Annotated in this window: 8 protein-coding genes; 5 read left to right on the forward strand and 3 right to left on the reverse strand. The window is 71.5% G+C overall.

The annotated features are described in order from the left end of the window. From E1258_RS27930 to E1258_RS27940, 3 genes are all read left to right on the forward strand, one after another. Positions 1-949 (forward strand): PPK2 family polyphosphate kinase (locus tag E1258_RS27930; RefSeq protein WP_132406379.1); only part of this gene is annotated, 949 nt, incomplete at its 5' end. A gap of 153 nt (positions 950-1,102) precedes the next feature. After that, positions 1,103-1,729, forward strand: coding sequence for a DUF47 domain-containing protein (locus tag E1258_RS27935; RefSeq protein ID WP_036373192.1), 627 nt, complete (start codon positions 1,103-1,105; stop codon positions 1,727-1,729). A 4-nt stretch (positions 1,730-1,733) separates the two neighbouring features. Beyond that, a complete protein-coding gene (locus E1258_RS27940) occupies positions 1,734-2,741 on the forward strand; it encodes an inorganic phosphate transporter (protein WP_132406381.1) in 1,008 nt (335 codons plus the stop codon). 123 nt (positions 2,742-2,864) lie between these two features. Here the strand turns inward: E1258_RS27940 and E1258_RS27945 are convergent, their stop codons facing one another. Next, a complete protein-coding gene (locus E1258_RS27945; RefSeq protein ID WP_132406383.1) occupies positions 2,865-3,833 on the reverse strand; it encodes a Gfo/Idh/MocA family protein in 969 nt (322 codons plus the stop codon). An 81-nt stretch (positions 3,834-3,914) separates the two neighbouring features. On the opposite strand from E1258_RS27945, the gene E1258_RS27950 reads away from it, so the two are divergent. Next, positions 3,915-4,748, forward strand: coding sequence for an NUDIX domain-containing protein (locus tag E1258_RS27950; protein ID WP_132406385.1), 834 nt, complete (start codon positions 3,915-3,917; stop codon positions 4,746-4,748). Positions 4,749-4,837: 89 nt separating this feature from the next. After that, entirely contained in the window at positions 4,838-5,293 is a 456-nt protein-coding gene (locus E1258_RS27955) for a MarR family transcriptional regulator (protein WP_132406387.1), read from the forward strand. A 110-nt stretch (positions 5,294-5,403) separates the two neighbouring features. Here E1258_RS27955 and pstB read toward each other — a convergent pair whose 3' ends face one another. Both pstB and pstA read right to left on the reverse strand, forming a co-directional pair. Next, a complete protein-coding gene (gene pstB, locus E1258_RS27960; protein ID WP_007073243.1) occupies positions 5,404-6,180 on the reverse strand; it encodes a phosphate ABC transporter ATP-binding protein PstB in 777 nt (258 codons plus the stop codon). Between the two features lie 17 nt (positions 6,181-6,197). After that, on the reverse strand, positions 6,198-7,238 hold a 1,041-nt coding region (gene pstA / locus E1258_RS27965; RefSeq protein ID WP_132406389.1), incomplete at its 5' end, for a phosphate ABC transporter permease PstA.

Here is a 7,238-nt window from a genome sequence, read left to right on the forward strand (position 1 = left end):
CGGGGACGCCGTCGACCTGGCGGCGATCGACCCCCGTTCGACGCCCGGGCTGCCGGCGTCCGCCGCCGACTGCGGCGATGCTCGCGATCGTCGGCGCCGCACCGGCGGCCACGCAGATCGCCGAGACCGGCCCGTTAAGGGCCGCAAGGCGTGGGCGCGCGAGCAGGCGCGGCTGCTCGGCGCGGCCCTGGGGCGGCAGCAGGAGATGCTGTACGCCGCCGCGAAGGGCGCGGCCGGTCCGGGCGTCCCCACCGGCACCCCGACGGTCGCCGACGCCGGGTCGGGTCGGGGCCGACCCGAGCGGGTGCTGCTGGTGCTCCAGGCCATGGACTGCGGCGGCAAGGACGGCACGATCCGGCGGGTGGCCGGGGCGATGAACCCGCTCGGGCTGCACATCCGCTCGTTCGGCCCGCCGACGGCGCGGGAGCGGCGGCACGGCTTCCTGTGGCGGATCCGGCGGGCGCTGCCGCCGCCCGGGTACGTCGGGGTCTTCAACCGCTCGCACTACGAGGACGTGCTGATCGCCCGGGTGGAGTCGCTGGTGGCGGAGGCTGTCTGGCGGGCCCGGTACGACGAGATCAACGCCTTCGAGCGGAAGCTGACCGACGCCGGGGTGAGGCTGGTCAAGGTCATGCTGCACATCTCGTACGCCGAGCAGGGCGAGCGGCTGCTGGCGCGGCTGACGGACCCGACGAAGCACTGGAAGTACCAGCCGAGCGACCTCGACTCCCGGGAGCGCTGGAACGACTATCAGGCGGCGTACGCCGAGGCCCTGAGCCGGTGCGGCACGGACGCCGCGCCCTGGTACGTGGTACCGGCGGACCGGAAGTGGTACCGGGACTGGGCGGTGGCCCACCTGCTCCGGGAGACGTTCGACGACCTCGATCTCGGGTATCCGCCGGCGGACTTCGACGTGGCGGCGGAGCGTAGGCGGTTGCGCGGCGATTGACCGGATTCAGATGAACGGCAGGTGAACGACCAATGAATGACGGCTGGCCAGGGGTGGGCCGACGAATTAGCGGTTCCGCTGTTTCCTAGCATTCCCGTTGCAGGCACCCCCGGGCGTCCGCCACCCTTCCACCGACACGACGAGGTCCAGGCTGTGAAGTTTTCCTTCCGCCCCACCGAGGGCGCCTTCTACGAGCTCTTCACCAGGGCCGCGCAGAACTTGGTGCGGGGTACCGAGCTGCTGAACGAGCTGGCCCTGCCGGGCGTCGACGTGCAGTCGGTGAGCGAGCGGCTGACCGAGGTCGAGCATGACAGCGACCAGATCACCCACGACCTGTACAAGAAGATCAACTCTACTTTCATCACCCCGTTCGACCGGGAGGACATCTACCGGTTGGGCTCGCTGCTCGACGACGTGATGGACCACCTGGAGGCCGTGGGCAACCTGCTCTACCTGTACGGGCTGACCAAGCTGCCGGCGCTGCCACGGGAGCTGCACGAGCTGGTCAACGTGCTGGACCAGCAGGCCAAGCTGACCGCCGAGGCGATGCCCCGGCTGAGGTCGATGAAGGACCTCGAGGACTACTGGATCGAGTGCAACCGGCTGGAGAACGACGGCGACCAGGCGTACCGGATGCTCCTGGTCCGCCTCTTCTCCGGCGAGTACGACGCCTTGACGGTGCTCAAGATGAAGGAGGTCGCCGACGAGCTGGAGGCCGCCTGCGACGCCTTCGAGCACGTGGCCAACACCGTCGAGACAATCGCGGTCAAGGAGTCCTGATCCTGTGAGTTCCGAACTCATCGCCGTGCTGGCGGTGATCGTGGTGGCCCTGGTGTTCGACTACACCAACGGCTTCCACGACGCCGCCAACGCGATCGCGACAAGCGTCTCGACCCGCGCCCTGACACCCCGGGTCGCGCTCGCCCTCGCCGCGGTCGGCAACTTCGTCGGCGCCCACTTCGGCGCCGGGGTCGCCAAGACCGTCGGCGACGGCCTGGTCACCCTGCCCACCGGCATCGAGAGCCTGGGGGTGGTCTTCGCCGGGGTGCTCGGCGCGATCGCCTGGAACCTGATCACCTGGTACTTCGGCCTGCCGTCGTCGTCCTCGCACGCGCTGTTCGGCGGCCTGGTCGGGGCGACCCTGCTGGCCACCGGCGGCGTGGTGCAGTGGGTCAACATCGGCGAGAAGGTGCTACTGCCGATGGTGCTCTCGCCGCTCGTCGGTCTGACCCTGGGTTACCTGATGATGCTGGCGATCCTGTGGCTGTTCCGCAACGGGCAGCCGGGCAAGCTGAACCGGGGCTTCCGCTGGGCGCAGACCGCCTCGGCGGCGGCCATGTCCGTCGGCCACGGCATGCAGGACGCCGCGAAGACCATGGGCATCGTGGTTCTCGCCCTTTACACCGGCGGCTTCCAGGACGACAAGACCCACATTCCCGGCTGGGTGTTCTGGACCTCGGCGGCGATGCTGGCGGCTGGCACGTACGCCGGTGGCTGGCGGATCATCCGGACGCTGGGTCGCAAGATCATCGACCTGGGTCCGCCGGAGGGCTTCGCCGCCGAGACGGTGGCCAGCGCGGTGCTCTACTTCAACGCCCTGGTGCTCAAGGTGCCGATCTCCACCACCCACACGATCACCTCGGCGATCATGGGCGTGGGGGCGACGAAGCGGTTCTCCGCGGTGCGTTGGAACGTGGCGGGCAACATCGTGGTCGCCTGGATCGTCACGTTCCCGGCGGCGGCGCTGATCGCCTGCGTCACCTACCTGCTGGTCCGCCCGATCTTCGGCTGACAGCCGCCCGCCGCCCGGCCCGCCGATCCGGCGCGCTGCGGCCCGCGCGCTGGTCGGCCCCGGCGGTCGGGAAGGGCCCCCTGTACAACAGAATGCGTTAACAGGGGGGCCCTTCCTTGCACCTCACTTGTAGTGCACGCCGATCTGCTCGCGGATGTCGTCGAGCAGGCCCATCACCTCAAGCGTGGTGGCGTGCGGCACCAGCGGGCTCTCCGTCAGCCCCGCCGCGAGGCAGCGCTGCACCTCGATCGCCTCGTACTGGTAGCCATCGCCGGTCAGGTCGGCGGGGATCGTCTCCGGCTCCGCGCCGGCCCGGTGCAGGGTCGCCGACGGCGGCCGGAAGAACGGCGCGGGCAGGTCGATGCGGCCGGCGGTGCCGGTGATCGAGGCGACCACCGGGGTGGCCCCGATCATGCCGCAGCTCAGCGTCGCCACCGCCCCCGAGTCGTAGCCGAACACGATGCCGGTGTTCTCGTCCACGCCCTCCGGGCCGATCTTCGCCCAGGACCGCACGTGCTGCGGGAGGCCGAGCAGCAGGTGGGCCAGGCTGACCGGGTAGACGCCCAGGTCGAGCAGGGCGCCCCCGCCGAGCGCCCGGGCGCGCATCCGGCTCTCCGGCGCGAACGGCCCGGCCACCCCGAAGTCGGCCTGCACGCTGGTGACCTGCCCGATCGCCCCGTCGGCGAGCAGCTCGACCACCCGCAGGATCAGCGGGTTCGTGCGCATCCACATGGCCTCCATGAGGAAGACCCCCCGGGCGCGGGCGACCTCGACCAGTTCGGTGCTGTCGGCCAGGTCGAGGGTGAACGGCTTCTCCACCAGCACCGCCCGGCCCGCCGCCAGGCAGGTCATCGTGGCCTCGTGGTGGGCCGCGTGCGGAGTGGCCACGTAGATCGCGTCCACCTCGTTGTCGGCGGCCAGCTCCGCCCAGGAGCCGTACGCCCGCTGCGCGCCGTGCTTCTCGGCGAACAACCGTGCCGCCTCCGGCGTCCGCGAGCCGACCGCGACCAACTCGGCCCCCGGCACGAACCGCAGGTCGTCGGCGAAGCGGCCGGCGATGTGGCCGGTGGCCAGAATCCCCCAACGTGTCATGCGCCCACGCTAGCGGGATGTGGGCCGACCCCCCACCGCCGCCGGACCGGCCGATCCACCCTGCGGGACTAGGCTCGGCGCATGACGATCGACAGGCACGGTTTCGCCGCCCCGCCGGCCCTGGTCGAGAACGCCCGCCGGTTCCGCGCCGAGGGCGGCACGCCGGCGCGGCCCCGGGTCGCGGCCACCGTGCTGCTGTTGCGCCCGGCCGGCGTCGACTTCGAGGTGTACGTCATCCGCCGCGTCGCCACGATGGCCTTCGGCGGCGTGTACGCCTTCCCCGGCGGCGGGGTGGACCCGTCCGACTCCGCGGCCCACCTCGACTGGGCCGGGCCCGAGCCGGCGGGCTGGGCCGGGAGGCTGGGCCTCGCGCCGGACGTCGCCCAGGCGGTGGTGTGCGCCGCCGCCCGGGAGGTCTTCGAGGAGTCCGGGGTGCTGCTGGCCGGCCCGGACGCGGCGACCGTGGTGGGCGACGTCAGCGGGGACGACTGGGAAGCCGCGCGGCAGGACCTGGAGGCACGCCGACGGGGCTTCGCCGAGCTGCTCGCCGGGCGGGGGCTCACCCTCCGGTCGGACCTGCTGCTGCCGTGGAGCCGGTGGGTCACCCCGGAGTTCGAGCCGCGCCGCTTCGACACGTACTTTTTTGTGGCGCTCCTGCCGCTGGGCCAGCGGACCCGGGACGTCTCCGGCGAGGCCGACCACACCATGTGGGTCCGGCCGGCGGACGCCCTGGCCCGGGCGGAGGCCGGCGAGCTGACCATGTTGCCGCCGACCCTGGTCACGCTGGCCCAGGTGGCCGCCGCCGGCGACCTGGCCGGGGTGGCCCGCGCGTCCGCCACCCGCGACGCCGCGACCCCGGTCACCCCCCGCCTGGACCTGCCCGCCGACGGCGAGCCGCGCTTCGTGCTCGGCTGAGCGCCCTTGACCTGAAGGCGGCTTTAACTCCTAGCGTGGGCGTGCCGGCCCGCCCAGCGGGATGGTTCGCCGACGGGGAGGGGTCCACGATGGAGGTCAGGGAGTACCGCAAGGAGGAGCTCGCCGCGCAGCCGATCGGCTGGTGGAGCGGGGAGACCTACCGCCGGGTGGTGGGGGAGATCCGCGCGGCGCTGGCCGTCGAGCGGCTCACCCAGCCGCACTGGTGGACGCTCAACCACGTCGCCGGTGACCCAGGCCGCTGGGGCCGGGCGACGCTCGCCGAGCGGCTGACGCCGTACGACGACCTCGGCACGGACGTCGACGGCGTCTTCGACGACCTGGTCGGGCGCGGCTGGCTGACCGAGGAGGCCGGGGCGTTCCGGCTCACCGAGGCGGGCGAGGCCGGCCGGCTGCGGGCCCGCGACCGCACGTCCCGGGTCCACGAGCGGGTGCGGGCCGGCATCACCGCAGACGAGTACGCCGCCACGATCGACGTCCTGCGCCGGATCGTCGCCAACCTCGGCGGCGACGGCAACCTGCCCTGACCCCTGGCGCGGCCCGCCCGGGGTGGTGCTGGTTAGGAAGGGGCCCCCTGTACATAGGAAGGGGCCCCCTGTACAACAGAATGCGTTAACAGGGGGCCCTTCCTTGCACCTCAGCCGAAGCGGCCCGTGATGTAGTCCTCGGTCTTCTTGTGGCTCGGGTTGCTGAAGATCTTCTGGGTGTTGTCGTACTCGATGAGGCGGCCCGGGTCCCCGGTCTTCTCGATCGAGAAGAAGGCCGTGCGGTCGGAGACGCGGGCGGCCTGCTGCATGTTGTGCGTGACGATGATGATGGTGAACTTGTCCTTGAGCTGGAACATCAGGTCTTCGATCGCCAGCGTGGAGATCGGGTCCAGCGCCGAGCACGGCTCGTCCATCAGCACCACCTGCGGCTCGACGGCGATCGTGCGGGCGATGCAGAGCCGCTGCTGCTGGCCGCCGGACAGGCCCGCGCCCGGCTTGCCGAGGCGGCCCTTCACCTCGTCCCAGAGGTTCGCCGAGCGCAGCGAGTTCTCGGCCGCCTCGTCCAGGATGGACTTCTTCCGTACCCCGTTGAGCCGCAGCCCGGCCACCACGTTCTCGTAGATGCTCATCGTGGGGAACGGGTTGGGCCGCTGGAAGACCATGCCGATCATCCGGCGTACGGCGGTGACGTCCACGTCGCGGTCGTAGATGTTCTGCCCGTCGATGGTGAGGTCGCCCTCGACGCGGGCGCCCGGCAGGACCTCGTGCATGCGGTTGATCGACCGCAGGAAGGTCGACTTGCCGCAGCCGGACGGCCCGATCAGAGCGGTCACCGTCTTCGGCTCGACGGTCAGGTTGATGTTCTCGATCGCCTTGAAGGCGCCGTAGTAGGCGGTGACGTTCGAGGCGTCGACGCGCTTGGCCATGGTGGTACCTCCGGGATTCATCGGCCGAGCCGGTTCCGGCGAGCCAGCAGCTTCGCCGCGATCGTCAGGATCAGCACGAGGGTGACCAGGGTCAGCGCCGCCGTCCAGGCGCGCGCCGGTGCGTACTTCGACGCGTCGCCCGCCTGCTGGTAGACGAAGAGAGACAGTGACGACTGGTTGTTCTCGAACGGGTTGATGTTGATCGCCGCGCCGCCGCCGGCCACGAGCAACACCGGCGCAGTCTCGCCGGCCGCCCGCGCGATGGCGAGCATGACGCCGGTGACGATGCCGGGCAGCGCGGTCGGGAGCACGACCCGCAGGATGGTCTTCCACTTCGGCACGCCGAGGGCGTACGCCCCCTCGCGCAGCGGCGCGGGGACGAGCCGCAGCATCTCCTCGGTGGAGCGGACCACGGTGGGCAGCATCAGCACGCTCAGTGCCAGCGCTGCGGCGAAGCCGGAGAAGCCCGGCCGGCCGTCGTTGAACACCGGCGAGACGACCAGCACCCAGAAGGCCAGCACGAACAGGCCGGAGACGATGGACGGGATGCCGGTCATCACGTCGACGAAGAACCGGATCGCGAAGGCGAACCGGCCCCGGCCGTACTCGACCACGTAGATCGCGCAGAGAATGCCGAGCGGGACGGTGATCAGCGCGGCGATGCCGACCTGCTCCAGCGTCCCGACGATCGCGTGGTACGCGCCGCCGTTGGCATCCCGAGCCCCGATGTTGTTCATCGAGGTGCCGAAGAAGTTGCCGTCGAGGCGGTCGAAGCCCTTGCTGACCAGCGTCCACACCACGGAGGCCAGCGGCAGCACGGCCAGCACGAACGCCGAGTGGATCAGCGCGCTCCAGGTGCGGTTGCGGGCCGAGCGCCGCCCCTCGACGGCGTTGGCGGCGGCGAAGAGGCCGGCCAGGTAGAGCAGCGCGGCGACGGCCACGACGAGCACCGGGCCGCCGATGCTCGTGCCGTACACGGCGGCGGCGGCGACGGCGACGGCCGCGACGGCGATGACCGGCGGGGCGTACTTCGGCAGCCGCTTCGCCCGGAGGGTGGC

The organism is Micromonospora sp. KC207 (genome assembly GCF_004348615.1).
Taxonomy (GTDB): Bacteria; Actinomycetota; Actinomycetes; order Mycobacteriales; family Micromonosporaceae; genus Micromonospora.